Source organism: Nitrosomonas halophila, assembly GCF_900107165.1.
GTDB lineage: Bacteria > Pseudomonadota > Gammaproteobacteria > Burkholderiales > Nitrosomonadaceae > Nitrosomonas > Nitrosomonas halophila.
Genome location: NZ_FNOY01000019.1, coordinates 1 through 22,388, shown reverse-complemented (window position 1 = coordinate 22,388; position 22,388 = coordinate 1). Strand labels below are relative to the sequence as shown.

At 55.3% G+C, this 22,388-nt stretch carries 16 protein-coding genes, 1 tRNA gene and 1 pseudogene; 15 read left to right on the top strand and 3 right to left on the bottom strand.

Annotated features, from left to right (window positions below; genetic code table 11):
• The first annotated feature begins 17 nt into the window (after positions 1 to 17).
• From BLV85_RS06395 to BLV85_RS06370, 6 genes are all read left to right on the top strand, one after another.
• Positions 18 to 209: a twin transmembrane helix small protein gene (locus BLV85_RS06395; protein WP_090413425.1), complete on the top strand. Its 192-nt coding sequence runs from the start codon at positions 18 to 20 to the stop codon at positions 207 to 209.
• Positions 210 to 361: 152 nt separating this feature from the next.
• Positions 362 to 2,074, top strand: coding sequence for a cation:proton antiporter domain-containing protein (locus BLV85_RS06390; RefSeq protein ID WP_090413423.1), 1,713 nt, complete (start codon positions 362 to 364; stop codon positions 2,072 to 2,074).
• Between the two features lie 115 nt (positions 2,075 to 2,189).
• The gene (locus tag BLV85_RS06385; RefSeq protein ID WP_090413421.1) at positions 2,190 to 3,695 is read left to right on the top strand and encodes a phenylacetate--CoA ligase family protein; all 1,506 of its coding nucleotides are present in this window, start codon (positions 2,190 to 2,192) and stop codon (positions 3,693 to 3,695) included.
• Positions 3,696 to 3,874: 179 nt separating this feature from the next.
• A complete protein-coding gene (locus tag BLV85_RS06380) occupies positions 3,875 to 7,846 on the top strand; it encodes an AsmA family protein (protein ID WP_090413419.1) in 3,972 nt (1,323 codons plus the stop codon).
• The gene (locus BLV85_RS06375) at positions 7,839 to 8,405 is read left to right on the top strand and encodes a DUF1318 domain-containing protein (RefSeq protein WP_176973955.1); all 567 of its coding nucleotides are present in this window, start codon (positions 7,839 to 7,841) and stop codon (positions 8,403 to 8,405) included. The genes BLV85_RS06380 and BLV85_RS06375 overlap by 8 nt, the downstream gene beginning before the upstream one ends.
• Positions 8,399 to 11,821 carry a TolB-like translocation protein gene (locus BLV85_RS06370; protein ID WP_176973954.1) on the top strand — a complete coding sequence of 1,141 codons (3,423 nt, stop codon included), beginning with the start codon at positions 8,399 to 8,401 and terminating at the stop codon, positions 11,819 to 11,821. The genes BLV85_RS06375 and BLV85_RS06370 overlap by 7 nt, the downstream gene beginning before the upstream one ends.
• 130 nt (positions 11,822 to 11,951) lie before the next feature.
• Here the strand turns inward: BLV85_RS06370 and BLV85_RS06365 are convergent.
• From BLV85_RS06365 to BLV85_RS06355, 3 genes are all read right to left on the bottom strand, one after another.
• Positions 11,952 to 12,044, bottom strand: a tRNA-Ser gene (locus tag BLV85_RS06365).
• Between the two features lie 79 nt (positions 12,045 to 12,123).
• Complete coding sequence (locus BLV85_RS06360) at positions 12,124 to 13,353, bottom strand: aspartate kinase (protein ID WP_090413413.1); 1,230 nt, start codon at positions 13,351 to 13,353, stop codon at positions 12,124 to 12,126.
• A 440-nt stretch (positions 13,354 to 13,793) separates the two neighbouring features.
• Entirely contained in the window at positions 13,794 to 14,396 is a 603-nt protein-coding gene (locus tag BLV85_RS06355; protein WP_090413411.1) for a peptidoglycan-binding domain-containing protein, read from the bottom strand.
• A gap of 703 nt (positions 14,397 to 15,099) precedes the next feature.
• Between BLV85_RS06355 and BLV85_RS06350 the strand changes: the two genes are divergently transcribed.
• From BLV85_RS06350 to BLV85_RS06310, 9 genes and pseudogenes are all read left to right on the top strand, one after another.
• Positions 15,100 to 15,603, top strand: coding sequence for a Na+/H+ antiporter subunit E (locus tag BLV85_RS06350; protein WP_090413409.1), 504 nt, complete (start codon positions 15,100 to 15,102; stop codon positions 15,601 to 15,603).
• A 163-nt stretch (positions 15,604 to 15,766) separates the two neighbouring features.
• Positions 15,767 to 16,048, top strand: a complete 282-nt coding sequence (locus BLV85_RS06345; protein WP_090413407.1) for an MrpF/PhaF family protein — start codon at positions 15,767 to 15,769, stop codon at positions 16,046 to 16,048.
• On the top strand, positions 16,035 to 16,334 hold the full coding sequence (gene mnhG, locus BLV85_RS06340; protein ID WP_090413405.1) for a monovalent cation/H(+) antiporter subunit G: 300 nt from the start codon (positions 16,035 to 16,037) through the stop codon (positions 16,332 to 16,334). The genes BLV85_RS06345 and mnhG overlap by 14 nt, the downstream gene beginning before the upstream one ends.
• On the top strand, positions 16,322 to 16,639 hold the full coding sequence (locus tag BLV85_RS06335; protein ID WP_090413403.1) for a Na(+)/H(+) antiporter subunit B: 318 nt from the start codon (positions 16,322 to 16,324) through the stop codon (positions 16,637 to 16,639). Before mnhG ends, BLV85_RS06335 begins: the two co-directional genes overlap by 13 nt.
• A gap of 129 nt (positions 16,640 to 16,768) precedes the next feature.
• Complete coding sequence (locus BLV85_RS06330; RefSeq protein ID WP_090413401.1) at positions 16,769 to 17,941, top strand: acetate/propionate family kinase; 1,173 nt, start codon at positions 16,769 to 16,771, stop codon at positions 17,939 to 17,941.
• 94 nt (positions 17,942 to 18,035) lie between these two features.
• Entirely contained in the window at positions 18,036 to 20,408 is a 2,373-nt protein-coding gene (locus BLV85_RS06325) for a phosphoketolase family protein (protein WP_090413399.1), read from the top strand.
• Positions 20,409 to 20,447: 39 nt separating this feature from the next.
• Positions 20,448 to 21,116, top strand: coding sequence for a Na(+)/H(+) antiporter subunit B (locus BLV85_RS06320; protein WP_090413470.1), 669 nt, complete (start codon positions 20,448 to 20,450; stop codon positions 21,114 to 21,116).
• A complete protein-coding gene (locus BLV85_RS06315; protein WP_090413397.1) occupies positions 21,116 to 21,421 on the top strand; it encodes an NADH-quinone oxidoreductase subunit K in 306 nt (101 codons plus the stop codon). The genes BLV85_RS06320 and BLV85_RS06315 overlap by 1 nt, the downstream gene beginning before the upstream one ends.
• A gap of 244 nt (positions 21,422 to 21,665) precedes the next feature.
• A pseudogene (locus BLV85_RS06310) lies at positions 21,666 to 22,388 on the top strand (ISNCY family transposase); the annotation flags it as partial.

The window sequence follows — 22,388 nt, the reverse complement described above, 5'->3', positions numbered from 1 at the left end:
CTCACTGAGGTGACAACTTGAAAATATTCGCTATTTTACTCTTGCTGATGATCCTATACAGCCTTGGTTCAGCACTTTATTACATGATCAAGGATAAAGGGGAAAGCACTCGTATGGTTAAATCGTTAACGATACGCATCGTTTTGTCCATGATACTGTTTGGCGGAATGATGCTATCGACCTACATCAATTACATCCACGAGAGCTAGCGGATTTCCCCGCCGGGGGATCCGCAACTTGATTTACCGGCTTTTCTCCTTCCCGCTCCAAACATATGAGCGCCACAGTCTAACGGCCGTCCGCCAATAGCGCCCACCACGGCCAGCGATCAGCCGCCCGATACCGTCCCAGGCATGCCATTATGCCTCATAGCACGATTCTGATCACGACCATCGCCGTCAGCCTGGGGCTTGCGCTGATCATGGGCATGATCGCCCATCGCCTCAAATTACCGGTGCTCGTTGGCTATCTGGCTGCCGGCATGATTATTGGACCGGCCACGCCCGGTTTTGCCATAGATATGGCACTGTCAAATCAATTGGCAGAAATGGGCGTCATTTTGCTGATGTTCGGCGTCGGACTGCATTTCTCGCTCCATGATCTGCTGGCGGTACGAAGAATAGCCATCCCCGGCGCAATCGCGCAAATAGTCGTCGCGACAACCCTGGGCGCAAGTGTCGCCTACGCCTGGGATTGGAGCATCGGCGCCGGCATCGTTTTCGGTCTGGCGCTCTCGGTCGCCAGCACCGTTGTACTGCTGCGCGCCCTCGAGCATCGCGGCTTGCTCACATCAATCAATGGAAAAATTGCGATCGGCTGGCTGATAGTCGAAGACCTGGTAGTCGTACTGGCCCTAGTACTGTTACCCGCATTGTCAGGCTGGTTCACAACCGGCACACAGGCACCCTCCCCGCATACCCATCTTGATTTATTGTTCGCGCTCGGCGCCATACTGGGCAAAGTCTCGGTATTCATTGGCTTCATGCTGGTAATCGGGAAGCGGATGTTTCCATGGTTGCTCTGGTATGTTGCCAGCACCAAGTCTCATGAGCTCTTCATCCTGTGTGTGGTCGCGGTTGCGGTCGGAATCGCCTATAGCGCCGCCTTGCTGTTCGATGTCTCTTTTGCGCTCGGCGCTTTCTTTTCCGGAATGGTCATGCGCGAATCCCACCTGAGCCATCGCGCAGCACAAGAATCACTACCCTTGCGAGACGCTTTCTCAGTGCTGTTTTTTGTTTCGGTCGGCATGCTGTTCGAACCCAGCATTCTGCTGGAAGAACCCCTGCAAGTCTTGATTGTGGTCATTATCATCATGTTTGGGAAATCATTGACGGCGTTGATCTTGATCCTCGCTTTCCGGTATCCGCTCACTACTGCACTGACCGTTTCAGTCAGTCTGGCCCAAATTGGCGAGCTGTCCTTTATGCTCGCCTCCTTGGGCTATTCACTCGGGTTACTGCCTGACAAGGGTTACAGCCTGATACTGGCCGGCGCATTCATTACGATCACACTCAATCCACTGGTATTCCAGACTGCCGAACCCATACACAACTGGATCCGCTCCCGTTCCAGGCTAGCGCGGCTGGTTGAGCGACCCAACGATCCACTGGCAGAACTCCCGCTCGCAATCAGCTCCGAAGCGGTTACCGATCACGTTGTGATCGTGGGCTACGGCGCGGTCGGCAAGCGGGTCAGCAGCATGCTGGCACAACAAGGCACGCCAATGGTCATCGTGGACCAAAACCGGGAAACAATCGAACAACTGCGTCACCAAGGCATGCATGCCGTAGCTGGAGATGCAGCAAGTCCGGCCGTATTGATTCAGGCACATATTGCGCGCGCCAGCGTCCTGGTCATTACCGCATCCGATCCCATCCGCGTCCGGCAAATGGTCGAAACAAGCCGTATCCTGAATCCTCGCAATGAAGTGCTAATCAGCACCTACAGCGAGGAAGAAGCGTTATTGTTGCAAAAAGAGCCAATCGGCACCGTTTTCCTGGAAGAGCAGGAACTTGCTCGAAATATCGTCAATCAAGTACTGAAGAAACTGCACACCGATGACAACCCAAGCTGAAAGCAGGCAGAAGCATCCTTGCAATCGCTGCCAAACCATTCATGACTGGATTTGATTTATTTTCCCGGCCGGCTTATCTTGATACCCCGCCCTACCACCACAGCGAGCGTTCATCATGACCAATAAACGCATATCCACCGACCACGATCGCTTCAATCATTTCATCGACTCCCGCCTGGATGCTCTCCTGGGAAAGCCGGACGAGCGCACGGCACAAGACAAAATTCTGGCGTTATTCCAGCGGAGCGCTATTGAAGTCCCCGCCTACCGGAAATTCCTGGCATCAAAACAGATTGATCCAGCGAACATTACTCACTACCAAGCGTTCAGAACCTTGCCGCTCATGACAAAAGCCGAATACATGCAAGCTTATCCCCTGCCGGAACGCTGCCTGGGCGGCAGCCTGGCCAGCGCCGATCGCATAGCGGTTTCTTCCGGCTCTACCGGCCAGCCGACTTTCTGGCCCCGGTCTGCTGTTTACGAGCTGGATATAGCGGTTCGCTTTGAGCAGGTCTTTCATGACAGTTTCCGTAGTCATGAACGCAGCACGTTAGCGATCATTTGCTTTGCACTCGGCAACTGGGTCGGCGGCCTGTTCACAACCTCTTGCTGTTGGCATCTTGCGCGCAAGGGCTATCCGCTGATGGTGGCGACACCGGGCAATAACAAGGCCGAAATCTTGCGTGTCGTGCGCGAACTCTCTCCTTATTTCGAACAAATCGTGCTCCTGGGCTACCCGCCTTTTGTCAAAGATGTCATCGACTCGGGTATTGCCGAAGGCATCGCTTGGGCCGACTACAAGCCCAAACTGGTATTTGCCGGCGAAGTATTCAGCGAAGAGTGGCGGGATCTGGTCGGGCAACGAATAGGCTCGAACATGCCCTGCTTCGACTCGGCTTCCTTGTATGGCACCGCAGACGGCGGCGTACTCGGCAACGAAACCCCTTTTAGCATCGCTATTCGCCGCTGGCTGGCTCAACACCCCGACGCCGCCCGTGCCTTGTTTGGCGAATCACGCCTGCCAACGCTGGTGCAGTACGACCCGGCCAGCCGTTACTTCGAAGAACATGACAATACCCTGGTGGTATCCGGCGAAAACAGCGTGCCGTTAATACGGTATCACATCGCGGACAAGGGCGGATTAATCCCTTACCATGCAATGTGGCGCTTCCTCGAAACACAAGGCATACCTGCCTGCACGGCACTGGGTCTGCCTGCGGATTTTCAACCGCGCGAGCTGCCGTTTGTCTATGTATTCGGGCGCGCCGACTTTACCGTTTCCTACTATGGCGCCAATATCTATCCCGAGAACGTGACGGTCGGTCTGGAACAGTCGAACATCACCCCCTGGGTCACCGGCAAGTTCGTACTGGAAACCGAGGAGGACGATCACGGCGATAAAACACTGCATATTGCGGTCGAACTGCTGCCAGACATTACCGGGCATCCTGGCATGGCATCGATAATTGCCGACTCTATCCGGCAGCAGCTCCTGCGCCTGAACAGCGAGTTTGCCCAATACACGCCGATTGAGCGACAAACACCGCGCATCAGTCTGCATGCTTTTGCAGATCCCGAATATTTTCCTGTCGGCGTAAAACACCGCTACAGCCGCAAATAGCGGCACGCCTCATCCCTGATTATCATCCGGCCCAGGCTGCAAGACGCATTCCCGCAATAGCCTGCCGTTTGCTGCGTTTGACAACCCAAATGACTTTCGGTACATTCATTTGAAAGGCACCCTTCAGATGAAAGCACGCCCCCATATTCCCACACTGACCCCATGAGACCAGGCAGCACATGCAATTGGATCATGAATCGGCTGCCCATCCCCCGCGACCTGGCCGCGGCAGACGGCTCTTTCTAGCCAGCAGCGCAATACTCTTACTCGCAGCAATATCGATCTGGCTCCTGGTCAAATGGATCGAGAGCGATGACGGGCGCCAGTGGCTATTAACCAGCCTGCGAACCCATGGCATCACCGCCGATTACGGATCACTCGAGCTTGAACCCTTACAGGGCCGGCTTATCCTGCACAATCTGGCCGTGCCGATGCCGGCACCGCATCGTCCGGTATCCCCCAATCTGCTCACGCTATCCCGGATTGAGCTCGACTGGTCATATCTTGCCTTGCTGACAGGCAGCCTGCGTTTCAATCTTGTCCAACTCGATAGCGCCGCAATTTATATCGTGCGTGATGCATTGGGGCGGACATCGCTCGACCTGCTGCAAGCCGAGCGACAACCCTCAGACACTGCACGCTCGCAGCTGATCGAATCACTGACGAGCCCGCTCCCGCTGGAAATTCACGCTTTCAGCCTGCAGGATTTGTCTTTCAATTATAGCGAACCCGAGCGCGACCAGATGGGCCTGCAGCTGGCCATATCGGGCCTCGCATTGCAAGCAGACGCATATCTCACGCCCGAGGCGCCGGTCAGCGCATACCTGGCAGCAACGACAGCTGCAGACTCGAATGAAAGTCGCATCCGACTCACTCGGGCTGACCAGGTACAGGAATTCATACTGGCGCACTCGACATATTTCACCTTGCGCGATGCCGGAACAATCGCCGCAGTCTCACAGATCGATCTTGTGCAGCATGATTCATCACTGCCACTTCCCGCACCGCTCCGTTTACTGGATCTGGATATGGCATTGGAATTCGACAGCCAAGCCACAGCATTGCGCATGCATATCGACAAACTGCACCTGCTTGACGATGCGCTGCAGGGGACATTCGCGCTCATGCTGCCGGACGATAGCGATGCCTTCAGATTGGAACATGGCGCCGGCGAACTCAGCCTGGCGCCGCTCCAGGCACTGCTGCCGCCGGCATTTGCCGATTCCAATATTCAGCCAGGACACTTCACCTATCAGCTGACGCCTGCTGAATCCGGTGACGAGATGATGCTCGTGGTCGCGGCCAGCGATTCTGCGAACTGGATGACCCTGTCTTCTCCTCAAGGCATGCTGTCACTCAGTGACAGCAATCCATCCCTCAGCGGCCGCCTGTGGCGTGACCGCTATGAGCTAGATCTGGTTCTTCCGGCACACGAGATGACCGCCCAAGTCGACGACGTCCAGTTGAACCTGGGCAGCCTAACATTCCGCCTGCATGCCAGCGATGTGTTCTTCAGGCCCGATGCTGAAGAACGACCCACCGGACAGCTGCATATCGAGATCGAAAGCCAGCATGCCAGCGCACAATCCCCGACACAATCGACAACACTGCATGGACTGCATGGCCAGATCAACGCCGGGTTTCATGCCGCCACCCTCGACTGGGAAACATTCAAGGGCCAGGGCAATGTCGACGGCATCCGCATCCAACGCGATGCCGACCAATCTTTGCGTATCGGCTCACTCGCCTTGACCGCCACGGCCACCATGCCAGATCCGGAACATGTCTCACTGCGCCTGGAGGCGCCACTCCAGGATCTGGTGCTGCGCATGCCTGAAACCGGCAGTGTCATCACGCTTCGGCAAGCAAGCCTGGGATTGCGCGGCAACTTGTCAAAATCTGGCCAAATCACGCATGCCTCAGGCGAACTGCCTTTCACTGACCTGAGGGTGCAAACCGGCCAACGTCATGTCCAGCTGAACCACGGGCGCAGCGAGTGGACGGTGTCGCAATTGGTGTTCGATACCGGTCAACCGCTTGCTTCGACAGCCCAGTTCGACGTCAGTCTGGCAGTGGCCCATATCACGGCAGATCTGCATGGAAAACTCGCCAGCCAACGCCTCGAAACCGAATTCAAACTGCATGCCCCATCGATAGCTGAATTTGCCGATTACCTGCCCCAAGCACCGGTAGCAATCGACCCCGAATCACTCGGCATCGCGCTTACCGGCAAATCCACATGGTCTGATCTGACACAGCCGATGCCGCCCATGCAACACAGCGCACAGCTTAAACTGACAGCACTCGCCCTCAAGACCGAAAACCTGCACGCGAAGTTGCCGTTGATCGAAGTCGATTTACAACATCAGCAACGCATGTCCCGGCACACAGCCGCTCTCCAGGCAACCGTGCATCTTCCACAAAGCGATCAGCTATCGGCCCAGCAACCGCTGACGCTCAAGCTCACAGCTTCTGCCCATGACGGCACACGTAGCGTCCGTTTCAATGCGGACCGCGATAGTGCGGACGGCCTGGCAATTGCCCTCGACGGCCATGCCACGCTGACTGCCGATGGCTCGCTGACGCACGCAATCAGCCTGAACGCCACCCGGTTAGGGCCGATCGGGAAGCTGTTCCTCGCAGAAAGACACCCCCTGCGGCCTGCATTCGAATCCGACAATCTGGCATTGCGTGTGCAATCCCATGGCCAGCTGGGCCCCCTGCTGGATGTTAAGGGTGCTCTGCAAACCCATTGGCACGATCGCCTGAATGGCAATCAGCGCCTGGAAGCCGATTTCCACAATCTGCTGTACCACCAGGAGGGATTGATCATCGCCTTACCCAGCACCGGCTTACAGTTGGATGCGCAGCTGATGGACGGCGCCCTGCGCGCGCACGCGACATTCGATACACCGCAGCTCGAACTCGAGATGAATGGGCAACGCGCCAGTGTCCGCAACAGCCTGCAGGCAGTGCGCCTGGAATCGGATGCACGCCCACCACAAGCACCGCTACGCATGACACTGGAGGGTCGAATCGCGCGTGTAGACCAGACATTCTATCCGCCCTACCCTATCGAAGAAGTCAGCATCAGCGGCCATCTTGCGATCCACCAACTGACGGAACTGACGCTTGATGACTTGGTGCTGGTCAATGGCCGTGGCGGCTCACGGCTCGTGCTGCACAAACACCTCGAGCGGGGGCAGCGAGGCAGGGATGCCGGAACAAATCACCAGCGCAGCGGCGGGACGCGCATTGCCTTGCGTGGCCACTTTGAGCAAGATCTTGCCCACGTCGACGCCCACCCCGAACAATTACGCGCCCATGGCAAGATCACCGCCCCCTTCTCGCTGGAATCGGGTGATGGCGCATTGTTCCGGCTGCAAGCGGAACTGGCAATGGACGACGTCGCCATTGCCATGCCGGAAGCGGAAATGGACGCCACAGGCATACACGGGCGCGCGCTGCTCGAAGAGACTTTCGAATGGTCATCGCCCGGTTTGCTGCGTATCGTACCGTATGCCGCGAGAAACCCCTTCGCCCGGACACGCTTTGAAGACATACAGCCGTTCTTCCCCGTACGCGATCCATTGACTATCGAGCGCCTGCGCTGGCGCGAGCGAGAAGCAGGCCCAGTCTCGGGCATCGCCTATATTGACCGTAACATCATTGCCATTCAGAACCTGAGAATTGAAAAAACACCAGGCATTATCACCGGCGCACTCATACTGGATTATCTGCCTGGTGCCGAAAGCATACGCTTTCGCGGCAGCGCGACCGGTTTGCGCGGCGGGCGGGATGATTCGCCATTTGACGCCAATGCAGCTTTTGTGCTCACACCGGCAACCCTTGAAGTCGACGGGCGCGTGCACATCATTAGAATCAGCCGCACGCACCTGCATGAACTGCTCGATTTGCTCGACCCCTTCCATGAAGATCTCGCGCTCAACAGCTTGCGCAAGAAATTGGCTTGGAGTTATCCCCGCAGCGTACGCATTGCGATGGCGCAGGGACTCATGTCACTGCAAGTCGAACTCGGCGGCCTCGGCGCACTGTTCCAGCTTGGGGAAATTCGCGGCATCCCGCTCGGTCCTTTCATGAATCGGCATGTGGCCCCCCTCCTGCACGGCGGAGAGAATTACAATGAATAACGCACGCATCGCTTTCCTGATCCTCTGTGCACTGCCTGTCACAGGCTGCATCACCCCACCCGATGTGGTAATGCTCGACCGCAAGACAGTACTCGAAGAACAGGCCAGCGGAGAATTGTACGCATTGGAAAATGAATTGCGTGAATTAGTCCTGCTACCGAAAGGCGTGGATTATACCCGCGGACAGCTCAGCGATGCCAGCGCAGATCTCTCGCGGACAAGCTTGAGCGTGATCTCCGAAGTGCACGCCCTGCTGCGTCTGGATTCCGAATTCCTCGATGATTTACTGGTGCGCCGGTGCGTGGGCGAAGCACGCAGCGGACTGATTGTTGAAACCACCGCCACCTGTGCCGGCCGCACTGCAGCCCGCCGCATCAGCGCTACGGTCCAGCGTGTCAATCGTGCACGGCGCCAGCTCTGGGAATGGATGCATAGCCAGCAGCCGGATCGCAGTCTGGATGAGATTCGCAACAGCTGGCGCCAACACCATCTGGCCGCTGTGGTATGTGGCGGCCAGATCGAAGACGAGGACGGCGCCTGGATGGTCAAACAATGCTGAAATACTTCATTGCGGCGCTATCGATGCTGTTGCTATCAGCGGCGTATGCCGACGCGGTCGAGGTGCCGAGCGCATTGCATGCCCGCCGCGGCCTCACTGCCGGGAGTTATGATCATTTTCTTGGCCAGTTGCACCCGGATGGCACAACGCTGTTCTTCGCTGGCAATGCGAACAGTACAGTAGAAATCTTCACTCAGGATCTTGTGCGCGGCACACCCAAGCGCCTGTTCGAAGAGAGCGCCGATATCAATCAGCCGCGCATCAGCCCGGATGGCAAACATATTCTGTATATCTCCTACCGTGACCATGCCGCCGGCGATGTCTGCAGCTTTGATCTTGGCACACGCACCCGGCGTTGCCTGGGGCAAAGGAAGGCTCATATCATGCACATCTTCTGGTTCCCGGACAGCGAACATATCGGCATCCTGGGTCGCGAGCGATCCAGCAATGCAAACCAATTATGGAAAATCACGCGCCGCGCGCGCCAGGGCGATACCGGTCAACTGCTATTCACCGGCAACATGCTGGCGCCTGCCATTTCACCCGATGGCCGCTGGCTGGCATACATTCCTTTTGCACGCAGCAGCCGGGACATGAATATACCGGGCGACATCGTGCGCGCCGAACCTGGCCTCATGCTGCTGGCGCTCGATGATCCGTCCTCAGCCCCTGTCCATTTCATCCCCGACCTGCCCGGCACATCGGGTTTCCCAGCGTTTTCACTCGATGGCAGTTACTTGTATTTCACGCAGTATCTCAACGACTCGAATTTCGATGGCACTATCGACGGCAATGACAACGGGGTATTGTTTCGCATACCGTTCACTGCCATCGTCCAACAGGCTGACACACGCCAGGCCGAACAACTCACCAGTGGCCGCTATAATTGCCAGTATCCGGTCCCTGCCCATAACCGGCTGATTGCAACCTGCGCACGCGCCGGCTATCTGCAAATCTATTCCCTGCCGCTGACCGGTCTGGTGCCGGAACAATGGCCTGCACAACGCAAGCGCAGCGAACTGGAGGTAAGCCGTGATGCCTGGGAACAATTGATCATACTCGCCAGCCTGCTAGCCGAGACGCGCGATCGCGAACAGCGCGTCCGCCTGGAGCAACGGATGGTCATGACCCACATGGCGCTTCATGAATATGAATCGGCAGAACAATACTTGCGCTACCTGCGGCGCGATGCCCCAACCGGCGCCGTTATTTCTGTCTGGGGCGAGATCATGGCCGAATTCATCGCCTTTCGGCGTGCAGAGCAGCGTCTCGGTCACGGCAAGCTTACCGAAGACTTCATTGCAACCCAGCAAGCGCGCCTGGCGAGGCTGAAAGATTTCAGCCATGCCGAGAATGCCTCGATTCAGCATCTGATCATGATTGTGCGCAGCGAAATCCTGTTCGTGCTCGGCGACAGAGGCGGCGCCCTCGCGCTATTTGATTCAATCGATATCGCCCATGAAATCTCGACACTGGTCGTGAGGCCCTGGGCACGCCTGGCCGAGGCCCTGTTGCATGACCTTGAAGATCGTAGCCTCTGGGCAGCCGCCCATCTGGCATTATCATCGCACGCGGTGCTTTCCGAACGCGAGCAGCTCGCCTTCGCGCGCCGTTATGTCGATGGATTGATCCGTGGCCGCAGCCTCGATGAGCGCATACCGTTACTGCATGCCGCACGCGCAAGCGTGGCCGGACATGCTGCAGCCGAGCTGATGCTTGAAGTGGAACTTGCACTTGATACCATCCGGCATGCCGATCACCAAACCCGGTATTCCACACTGAGCGATTTGTGGGCACGCCGGACCTCATTCGAGAGCCATCGCGCGGTGGCCATGGCCATCATCAGCCGGGCAGCCCGTGAGGACTGGGAAATTCTGCTGGTCGAATTTGCCCAACGCTGGTTGAAAGATATTCCGGCGGAACATCCTGAACGCAAATACGCCGAAGCGCTGTTTGCCGAGGTCATGCTCGAACGTGCCTACGTCGAAACCCAGCGCGGACACCTGGAGGCTGCCCGTGAGCACTTCCGCGAGATTGCCCTGGCAGTTAACGCACTCGAAGCGCATAGCGGCTACCTCGAAACTTCATTACAGCTGAATATACCGGCTCAGACGCTGATTGCAGAATACCGCACCGGCCGGATGGCCTCAAAGGAGACAGCCATCAATGCTTTCGGCGAAGCCTATGTAATGGCCCGTAATCTGCCGCAAATCAAAGACGCCGGCCAGCATGCCCAGATGATCGAACGCGCCCGGACATTGCTCGCGCCCGTGATCGAGGCCTTTCCGCGCAGCGCCGAGGTGCATCATCTTTATGCCTACCTGGCACATCGTCATTATCATCGCACCCATGACAAATCGGCAGCCATGCTAGCGCATATGCGTTATCACCTGGCCCTCGATCTGGCTGTCGACAACCCGCGCCGGCGTGCCAGCTTGCTCACCGAACTGGGCCTGCTGCAAGCCTCGCTGGGCAATCACCGCATCGCACTCACCCATTTTACCGAACGTGAACGCCTGCCCTTTCTTGCTCCAGCGGATGAACTGGCACTACGCCTGGCCAAAGGCCGCAGCCTGTTTCACCTGGCCGCCTATCAGGAAGCCAAGGCCGAACTGGCATTGGCCGTACCGTTGACCAAACCGGGTTCGGGCCTGGAACGTTTCGCCGCAATTGATCTCGAACGGGCAGCACTCTATCATTATGCCGCAGGCGCACATACGCCTGCGGCAACTCTCTATCAGGATCTGCTCACCGTTATCGAAAACGCCTCACTGGCCGCTCGCCTCAAGGCACATATCGGCCTGGGCGCATCACTTTTGGCTGCCAGCCAGGCAGAAGCGGCGCTGGAGCCACTCGAAGCAGCGCTAGCTTTGCTTGATAGTGATGAGCCGTTCAGACAGACCGATCCGGGCATATCTACGGACACCCATCTCGACCGCGACGCATTACGCCCGTTGATAACCGGCTTACTGGCGCAAGGTTATCGTGCACGCGGGGATCTTGTCCGCAGCCAGGAAATGTTGCTGCAACGGCGTGATTTCTACCAGGCACGCATACGGCGGCTGAATCTCGATGCCGATCTCTTGGAAATCGCTCATATCGGCCAGCAATTGACCGAAATCGCATGGCGGCTGGGCGACAAAGCCGCTGCCACCACTCACCTCATCGATGCGCTTGCACATGCCGACAAGTGGCGCAAACGCACCAATACCCAAATCGAGGCCGTTACCCTGGCTCTGGTCCGTGCGGCTGCCGAACTGCACCTATTCGGCGCGGTTCCACGCTCGGCTTTCAAATTCGATCTCGTCGCCCGGCTGCAGCAAAGCTATGAAGCGATCACGCTGCGCCCCAATCCACGCTGGGCGAACGAGCGTTATCTCTTCCCGGTATATCTAACGCTGCTGCAAGCTGGTTGAGGCAACCTGGCTACATTTTTTTGGATACGGCAGAAAGGCCAAGCAAGTTCGCTCGAAAAACCGTCACGACTGGCAGCATGGAAAATAACTGGGTTATGCAACGTTGTTGCATTGCAGCGGCTAGCGCTATTGGCGGAGAGAGAGGGATTCGAACCCTCGATAAGCTTTTTGAGCCTATACTCCCTTAGCAGGGGAGCGCCTTCGACCACTCGGCCATCTCTCCGAAGAAGACTCACACAATATCAGGCGATTGCCCGTATATCAGCGAGTCTTTAATGTTAGCATGTTTTTGGATGTCTATGTTACTTTGCCTGATCAAGTTCAAAAGCCTTGTGCAGCACGCGCACGGCAAGCTCCATATATTTCTCATCCACCACAACCGAAACCTTGATTTCTGACGTTGCGATCATTTGAATATTGATGCCTTCTTCCGCCAGGACACGGAACATTTTGCTGGCGATACCGGCATGGGAGCGCATCCCGACACCGATCACCGAGACTTTGGCAATTCTATTGCCGCCGATCACTTCGCGCGCACCAATGTGGGGCAATATCTGCTCCTCCAGGATCTTCATGGTGTTGGCATACTCGTTGCGATTGACGGTAAACGAGAAGTCGGTCGTCCCGTCGTGGCCAACGTTCTGGATGATCATGTCCACATCGATATTGGCATCCGCCACAGGGCCCAGTATTTGATATGCAATGCCAGGATGATCAGGTACGCCCACGATCGTAATTTTCGACTCGTCACGATTGAATGCAATGCCGGAGATAATGGGCTGTTCCATGTTTTGATTTTCCTCGAACGTAATCAGCGTACCCTCTCCATCCTCTTCAAAACTGGAAAGGACCCTGAGCTTGACTTTATATTTCCCCGCGAACTCCACCGATCGTATTTGCAATACCTTGGAACCCAGGCTCGCCATTTCCAGCATCTCTTCGAATGTAATGGCCTCTAGCCGCCTAGCCTCGGGCACAACCCGTGGATCTGTCGTGTAAATGCCATTGACATCCGTATAGATCTGGCATTCATCAGCTTTTAATGCAGCCGCGAGCGCAACGGCGGTCGTATCCGATCCGCCACGCCCCAATGTCGTGATGTTGCCCGCTTCGTCCCTACCCTGGAACCCGGCAACAATGATCACGTAACCGGCCGCTAGATCGGCCCGAATACGGTCCTCGTCGATTTTCAGAATGCGTGCCTTGGTATGCGCATTATCCGTCGTAATGCTGACCTGAGAACCAGTATAGCTTTTTGCCTTGATTCCCAGCCCATGCAAAGCCATTGCCAGCAGCCCGATAGAGACTTGTTCGCCCGTCGAGAGGATAACGTCCAGTTCACGCGGGTCAGGATCGGGCTGAATTTCTTTGGCCAGTGAAATGAGGCGGTTGGTTTCACCGCTCATGGCAGAGACAACTATTACCAAATCATGCCCTGCGGCACGAAATTTGGCCACACGCCGGGCAACATTCTTGATGCGCTCCGTACTGCCTACCGAAGTGCCACCATATTTTTGAACAAAAAAAGCCACGGAAAAATATTTCTCAACTATTGAAAGAATGGTCTAACCGGCCGCAGATTGTACACACTTCTGCAAAAGAATTCTATTTGAAGGCAGAAAAACAACAAGGGTTCATTTCAACCTAAAAACGCAGTCAGCCATTATCAGAAAGGAATAAAAGCTTGAATTAAACAACCCAATTTTGAACTCAAGGCAAAGAGGAATTGCGCTGTGCTGTTCTGTTTATAGCACGCTGTAGTTTAATTTTCGCAGCGGTACGATAGCTTGGTTATTATATCTTGTTAAAAATAAAAACCCATGCACTCCAAACCTCATCCAACAGAGGTTTTTAGGCTCGACCATCAAATGACTCCCTCAACGCGCAGGGATTTACTGCCCATACTGGCCCATTCCGTCGACTCGGCTGAGAGATGCCCGGCCAGGCCGGGTTTCTCGGCAAGAAATAACGTTCAGAAAGACACACCCAATTCTCTCAAGGTTTCTTTTGTCAGTTCCCCCTTGGCAAGCTGGTGCTGTTGCTGAAAATCGGTCAGTGCACGCATGGTACGCGGCCCCATCAGTCCATCAGCGGCACCCGCATTAAACCCCGCATCCATTAATGCTTGTTGAACCTTGCGGATCAATTCCGGTGTTGTCTTGACGACTTCAAGACCATCCTCAAAAGCCTCTGCAGCATCCTGGGTAGGTTCTGTTGCCAATGCCACTAGGGATTCAGGCTCTTCGACAACACCTGCCGCAATCTCCTCCGGCTCTGCTTTGGTGTCTACTTCATTCAAGGAAGCAATCGATGATTCAGTTCTTTGGATAATTTCATCGGCCTTCTCCAGAATAGACTCCAGCGTTTCCTCTACCGGCTCCGCTGGTGCCACGGGCGCGACGGGCGCAATGGGTTCTGGCATGACATCTTCGCTCTGAATGAATTCCGCCACCCTATCGGGATCCTGATCCTGTTTGGCGACTTCCTCTGTTTCACCACCACAGCCCGAGACAATGGCGGCGGCGACTAACGGCAAAACACCTTTTACTAAAGAATCCAAATTTACTGTCCTCATTTTCAAACCTCCTTATGAAAAAGAACCAACAGGCTTTCCAGAAATCTCTGGCTTTCTCTAAAAATTCAAACCAAGCGGGATCATTGCAATAAAGCACGAAAACAAAAATTTGGTTTTAGAGTGGCCTCTTTTTTCCGGAATGTTTCCATTCTACTACGTGATCTCGCGGGATCAATCCAATTGTTTGAATGAAAACACCAGACCAGAAAAAAATAAAGCCGCATGACCCTGAATCGCGGCATGCGCTTGGAAGCTGTCCGAGAGACTGATCTACTGCGGACGAGCCTGCCAGGCTGGATTTTTCGATCCTTTTCGTTGAATAGAACAACTATTCGCCTCAAATGATCGAAAAATCCCACTCAGCCAGCTTCGCCCTCGCTACGATCGCTCTCGGACAGCCTCCTAGCTGAATAGTTTATCCCCATACCCGTAGGCACCATTGCTCAAACAATGCGCCTATCCACCGACTTTTTCAGCAGGCCTCACTGGCTGTCACCTGTATAGGCCCGCCTACTTGCAGTTTCTCAAGATCATGGAAACACCCGGCCACACCCTGTCATGCAAGTGCAAAAGCAGTCATTGCCCAAGCGTTTATACTGAATAAGCCCTGGCGCAAATGGCCGGAAGCAAGCGATTCTGCGCATAACATTCGCCTATCCCAGGATTAGGTTCTACAATAACGGCTCACTTTGGAAGATCAAGCATGATACTCAGCCTGGTTTTGCGCGGCAGCGTGTTCGCGCTTTTGTGGTGGGCGCTCACGGAAGGTAATTTCGATGCTTGGTGGCTGGGCGGCATCTTGGTCATGGCGGCCACGGAAATCAGCCGCCGCTTGATACCTGCACGCACCTGGCCATTGATGGGCTTACTACGGTTCATTCCATTTTTTATCGAGCGCTCCCTGATCAGCTGTGTGGATGTGGCTTGGCGGGCATTGCGCCCCGGTTTGCACATCGATCCAGCTCTGGTAAGGTACCCGCTGCGTCTGCCCGAAGGCTTTCCGAGAATCTTCATGGCCAATGTTGTCAGTTTGTTACCCGGCACGCTGGCAGCTGAACTGGAGGGATCGGATTTGTTTGTACATGTACTCGATGGCCGCAGCAATTACTGGCGTGAGCTCACTCAACTGGAGCAGCGTGTGGCGCAGCTCTCGGGCGTTTGCCTGCATGCAATCCCAGGCACAGCCAGCCGCCAGGACGGTTCATGATGGCTATCATCGGTCAGACCCACAGCACACCAGCACGAGGTTACGAGTGGAAACACCTGCAATCCGTTATCGCTCAGCAATCCAGCATGACTGCAGAATCCACACGCCTTGGATCGCCGCCGAATGATGCGTCAGCAACGACGGAATATATGGAACAACGCCCATGACTTTGATTTATCTAATGATCACTTGTTTCCTGTTTCTGACATTAATGGCCGGCATGTGGCGGATCCTGCGCGGACCGACTGCCGCTGACCGGATGTTGGCAGCACAATTATTCGGCACCACTGCAGTCGCCATTTTACTGATCCTCGCACAGTTGGCTGAACAGCCCGCATTTCGTGATGCCGCACTGTTGCTCGCGCTGCTGGCAACGGTGACGGTCGTAGCTTTCGTACACCGGGCCTGGCAGACGATTTCCGAGTCAGAAGATGAATCCAGCTGACAGCCTGACCATCCTGCTGCTCATGGCAGGGGCTTTTTTCTTTCTCGCCGGCACGGTCGGACTGCTGCGCTTTCCAGATATCTTCACCCGTCTGCACGCGCTAACCAAGGCGGATAATTTAGGATTGGGTCTCATAGTCGCGGGGCTTGTCATCCAAGCGGACAACTGGGCTATCGTGGGCAAACTTTTGATGATATGGTTGCTGGTATTGCTCGCATCCGCCGCGGCCTGTCATCTGATTGCCCGCACCGCGCGCCGAAAGAAGATATTGCCATGGAAACGCTGACAGCGCTTACGCTCGCATTCGATGTTCTGCTTGCGTTGCTATTACTATTGACCGCTGGATTTGCCTTGTTCGGCCGTAATTTGTTTCGTGCGATTGTCTTATACATCGCTTTTGGTTTGCTACTGGCACTGGTCTGGATACGTTTGGACGCACCCGATATCGCGCTGGCGGAAATTGCCATTGGTGCCGGGCTGACTGGCGCATTGCTGCTCTCCGCCTGGGCACGATTGGAACGTTCCGATGACAATCAAGCCGCAGACGAATCGTCACAAAGCGGCCAGGATCAAACACGCACACCACATTGACAGCAATCGCAGGAGGCACCGGATTGCACAGCTTTCAGGCTAGGAGACTGTCCAGCCAAAATTTGGCGATTTAACAAAACTGTTCAGAGACATAAAAACCGACGAGATCGTTATTTGAAGGTGGCATACGTGAACGAAACCATACTTGTCCTCAACGCTGGGTCATCCAGCGTCAAATTCGGACTGTATCAGGCAAAGCACAGCAATCTATCAAAGCTCTACCAGGGAAAAATCGAAATCCGTGGCACCGCCTCCCGGTTCGAGGTCAGAAATGACCTTGGTGAAACACTCTGGCAACAATCCGCCGATATTGCCTGTCATGAAAATGCCATAGAATTGCTTTTACGATGGCTGCAAACGCAGGCAGGCAATCGGCAACCCTCGGCAGTGGGTCACCGTATCGTGCATGGAGGATCGCAGTTCAGCCAACCAATCATTATTGATGAACCCATCCTGGAGCAATTGTTTCAGCTAGTTCCGCTCGCCCCCCTCCATCAACCCGACAGTCTGGCAGGAATCAGGACGCTCCAGCAGCTACGGCCAGCCATGCGGCAAATAGCCTGTTTCGACACTGCATTTCATCACACCATGCCGGATGTTGAACAAATCTATGCCTTGCCGCGTCATTTGACAGACAACGGAATTAAGCGTTATGGTTTTCACGGTCTTTCCTATGAATACATCGCCCAGATATTGCCTGACCACATGGGGAAGCAGGCAGAAAACCGTATCGTGGTCGCGCATCTTGGCAATGGCGCCAGTTTATGTGCGCTGAAAGGGCGCAAAAGTCTTGCCACGACGATGGGCTTCACGCCGCTGGAAGGTTTACCCATGGGAACGCGTTGCGGCAACCTTGACCCGGCTGTCCTGCTTTACCTGATGCGCGAGCAACAAATGAATCATGATCATTTGACCGAGCTATTACACCGGCGCGCCGGCCTACTGGGTGTTTCCGGCATCAGCGCAGACATGCGCACCCTGCTGGCAAGCGACCACCCTCTCGCCAAGCAAGCTGTTGATCTTTTCGTATGGCAAATTTGCCGTCACATCGGTGCGATGGCCGCCACCTTGGAAGGGATCGATGGCCTGGTCTTCACGGCCGGAATCGGTGAACACGCAGCCGCGATTCGCACACAGATATGCACTCGCCTCAAATGGCTGGGCATCGAACTTAACGCGTCCGCCAATCAGGCCAATGCGGCACGCATCAGCGCCGATGACAGCCGGGTCAGTGTTCTGGTTCTGCCCACCGATGAGGAAATTATCATCGCCCGCCACACGCTGCAATGCATCACTGCATGAACCAAGGCGATTTGGCAATTTGACTTAGGGCTCGTTAATGAATAACGTATGCCCAAGTTATTCATTAACGAGCCCTTAAGCGAGGTAACGCAATATGACTCAGAATCCGCAAGCCCTGACCGACGATAAACTGCAAAAAATCGATGCTTATTGGCGCGCAGCCAATTATCTCTCGGTTGGCCAGATTTATCTGCTGGACAACCCGTTATTGCAAACACCGCTCACTGCACAACATATCAAACCCCGATTACTGGGGCACTGGGGTACAACCCCGGGACTGAATTTCATTTATGCGCACCTTAACCGCATCATCAAGCGCGACGACCTGAACATGCTCTATGTCGCCGGCCCTGGACACGGCGGCCCCGCACTTGCCGCCAATACTTATCTTGAAGGCGCCTATTCCGAACTCTATCCAGACATTTCCCAGGATGTCCGGGGCATGAAACATCTGTTCCGCCAGTTCTCGTTCCCGGGCGGCATCGGCAGTCATGCCACGCCGGAGATTCCCGGATCGATTCATGAAGGCGGCGAGCTCGGCTATGCGTTATCCCACGCGTACGGCGCGGTATTCGATAATCCGGATTTGATCGCTGCCTGCGTCGTCGGCGATGGCGAAGCCGAAACCGGTCCGCTGGCAACAGCCTGGCACTCCAACAAATTTCTCAACCCGGCCAACGATGGTGTGGTACTGCCCATCCTGCATTTAAACGGCTATAAAATTGCCAACCCCACCATTCTGGCACGCATCAGCCGCGATGAATTGCAGCAGCTGTTTCATGGTTATGGCTACCAACCTTATTTCGTCGAGGGAGAAGACCCGCCCGAGATGCACCAGCTCATGGCCAGCACGCTGGATCTAGTGCTCTCGGAAATCCAATCCATCCAGACACAGGCCCGTCTCAATGGCGTCACACAGCGGCCACGCTGGCCGATGATCATCCTGCGCACACCCAAAGGCTGGACCGGCCCCAAAGAAGTCGACGGCCTCAAGACGGAAGGCAGCTGGCGTTCCCACCAGGTACCGCTTTCGGACCTGGCAAAAAAACCGGAACGCATTCAGCAACTCGAAGCCTGGCTCAAAAGCTATCGGCCGGAAGAACTCTTTGATGCGCAAGGAAAACTGGTCGAGGCATTACAGGCACTCGCACCATCCGGCAATCGGCGCATGGGCGCCAATCCGCATGCCAATGGCGGGTTACTCCTGAAACAGCTACGCATGCCGGATTTTCGCGAATACGCGGTCAGTGTCACGCAACCCGGGCAAGCCGTGGCCGAATCGACCCGCATTATGGGGGGATTCATGCGCGACATCATGCGCTTGAATCTGGAAGCCCGTAATTTCCGGGTCTTCGGGCCAGATGAAACAGCCTCCAATCGGCTGGGAGACTTATACGAAGTCACACCCAAGACCTGGCTCGCGGAAACTCTGCCCGAAGATGAGAATCTGGCACCGGACGGCCGGGTGATGGAAATCCTGAGCGAGCACACTTGCCAGGGTTGGCTGGAAGGTTATCTGCTGACCGGACGGCATGGCCTGTTTTCCTGTTACGAAGCCTTCATTCACATCGTTGATTCGATGTTCAACCAGCATGCCAAATGGCTCAAAGTCAGCAAGGAGATCCCGTGGCGCAGACCGATCGCTTCACTCAACTACCTGCTAACCTCCCATGTCTGGCGACAGGATCACAACGGCTTCTCGCACCAGGATCCGGGTTTTATTGACCATGTCATCAACAAAAAGGCCGATACCATTCGCGTATATCTGCCACCCGATGCCAATTGCCTGCTGTACATCACCGACAAATGCCTGCGCAGCCACGATTTCGTCAATGTCATCGTGGCCGGAAAGCAACCCCAACTGCAATGGCTGGATATGGATGCCGCGATCAAACACTGCACGGCTGGGATCAGCGTATGGGGCTGGGCCAGCAATGATCAGACCGGCGAACCGGATGTCGTCATCGCCTGCGCTGGCGATGTGCCCACGATCGAAGCTCTGGCGGCGGTCCAGATTCTGCGCGAGCATATGCCAGCACTCAAAGTGCGTGTCATCAACGTGGTCGATCTGATGACCCTGCAGCATGAGCGAGAGCATCCACAGGGCCTGTCCGACAAGGAATTCGATACGCTCTTCACTACCGACAAGCCGATCATATTCGCTTACCACGGTTATCCCTGGCTGATCCATCGCTTGACCTACCGCCGCACCAACCACCGCAACCTGCATGTGCGCGGCTATAAGGAAGAAGGCACCACCACCACACCGTTCGATATGGCGGTGCGCAACGATCTGGACCGTTTCCACCTGGTCGACGACGTCATCGACCGCGTTCCGCAACTGGGCTACAAAGCGGCTTATCTCCGGCAAATCATGCGCGACAAACTGGTCGAGCACCGTGAATACATCAATCGTCACGGTGAAGATATGCCGGAAATCAAAAACTGGAAATGGGCAGCATCCTGAAGCCATCCCCCAGTTGCATTGCATCGTGAACCCAATATCATGACACGCTTCATCTGGCATGCCGTCCGTCTGCTGGCTGCGTTCCTGGTGGCTGGCATGGCCGTTGGCCTCGCATTTACCATCGTATCGCTGCCACCAGCCTCACCGGAACTGGCGCTGACCGTCGCCGACAACATGACAAAAAGCGGGGTATCGCACCCCGTTACTGCCGTGCTGCTCAATTTCCGCGGCTATGACACGCTATTGGAAATGGCGGTGCTATTGCTGGCGCTGGTTGGCACCTGGTCGCTTGCGCCCATACAGGAGATGCCGCCGGTCACACCCGTGGCGGTACTGGATAGCCTGACGCGTTTGCTCACACCATTGATCATGCTGACAGTCGGCTATCTACTCTGGGCCGGGGCCCATGCCCCTGGCGGCGCTTTCCAGGCAGGCGCCTTGCTGGCAGCGCTCGGAGTGCTGCTCAATCTGACAGGTTGGCGCCTGCCTATCGATGCCACGCAATGCTACCTGCGCGCAATCATGGCCGCCGGGCTCATTGCCTTTCTACTGGCCGCAGCCAATGGCTGGGTCCATGGCATGCATTTCTTCTCCTACCCCCATGATCAGGCGCATATGCTGATACAATTCATCGAAACCTTCGCCACGCTTTCGATTGGCATCACGCTCTTCACGCTGTTTCTGCTGGGCAGAACGGCGCCGCACTAATGGTGACCGCACTATTGTATGGATTGACCGGACTGGGCCTGTTTGCACTCGGATTGTACGCCTTGATCACCCAGACGCATCTCTTGCGCAAGTTACTCGCGATCAATGTCCTGGGCGGAGGGATCTTCCTAGTACTGGGGGGATTGACACGCCGGCTGGCCGACAACCTGATTGATCCGGTGCCGCATGCCATGGTAATTACTGGTATCGTTGTGGACATCGCCGCAACGGCATTGGGCTTGGCAATCGTCATGCGGATCCATGCGCTCACCGGCCACACCACGCTTCCCGAAGAACGAGAATGATTCCGGCATCCCCGGTTGAGCGCGATCGATAGGTATTAAATAGTGTCTGCCCGAAAACCCATTATCTAATTATAAAACAACATGTTGCATATTATTTTGGTAAAGAAGATCAGCGGAATTCTGGCCAAAACTGCCATAAATAGCCCGTTTTAGTAGATTTTGAGCCATAAAAACCTCAAACTTCGACTATAGTTTGAGAAAATACCTGCTTCCAGAAACCCACTTCATTCGAATCGAGTGCCTCATGCGCATAGTTCAAAATGCCCAGATGAAATTAGGTGAAATCGACATATCGGAAATCAAATTTGATTTGCGATCCCGAGACGACATACCGAAGATACTGCGCGGGTTGCAACACCTGTACATAAACGTACCGTTGCGCGAAGCAGTTTTTGCCCTGCTGGAAAGTGACATTGCACCCGAAGTGAACAAGCGCAATGGCCGTCCTGGCATGACGCTATGGAACATCCTGGTCTGTGGCGTGTTACGCCTGGACCTGAATATCGACTACGACCGCCTTTACGAACTAGTCAATCAGCATCGAACGCTACGCCAAATGCTCGGGCATAGCCTATATGATGAGAAGGCATATGCCTACCAAACTCTGGTGGATAACGTTGGGCTGCTCACCCCGGAATTACTGGACAAGCTGAATCAGCTCATTGTTGAAGGAGGGCATGCACTCATAAAAAAGGGCGGCGCAGTCCTGCGTGGGCGGTGCGACTCCTTTGTCGTTGAAACCAACGTTCATTTTCCCACCGACATTAGCCTGCTATGGGATGCCATGCGTAAAGCGATCACGCTGACTGCACAATGGAGCGAAAGCCAGCAGTTCAGCGACTGGCGTCAGTATCGCCACAACCTGCGTCAACTGAAACAAAAGCTGCGCCACGCGCAGCAAAGCAAGCGCAGCCGTACTCAAGCAAAACAAAATCCTGCTGGAATCATTCAGGCACACCGGATCTAT